Origin of the sequence: Acinetobacter sp. V2 (assembly GCF_001188385.1) — a bacterium.
Classification (GTDB): Bacteria; Pseudomonadota; Gammaproteobacteria; order Pseudomonadales; family Moraxellaceae; genus Acinetobacter; species Acinetobacter oleivorans.
Genome location: NZ_JZFB01000001.1, coordinates 934,489 through 934,766, shown reverse-complemented (window position 1 = coordinate 934,766; position 278 = coordinate 934,489). Strand labels below are relative to the sequence as shown.

At 43.9% G+C, this 278-nt stretch carries 1 pseudogene; it reads right to left on the bottom strand.

Annotation, left to right across the window (positions count from 1 at the left end):
• Window positions 1-278, bottom strand: a pseudogene (locus UC75_RS20170) (acetyl-CoA C-acyltransferase); the annotation flags it as partial.

Here is a 278-nt window from a genome sequence, read left to right as displayed (position 1 = left end):
CATCCATCTGATCTAAAGTCAGGTTGGCTTGTTTAAGTAATTTTTTAATAGCTGGTGCCGGAGCAAAACCCATAATGCGTGGTTCTACACCGACTGCTGTTGAAGCAATAATCTTGGCACGTGGTTTTAAATTGTAAGCTTGAACTGCCTCATCAGAAGCAATCAGCAATGCTGCTGCACCATCATTAATGCCTGAAGCATTCCCCGCAGTCACAGAACCATCTGCTTTGACAACAGGCTTAAGTTTGCTTAAAGCTTCAAGCGTGGTTGATGCACGT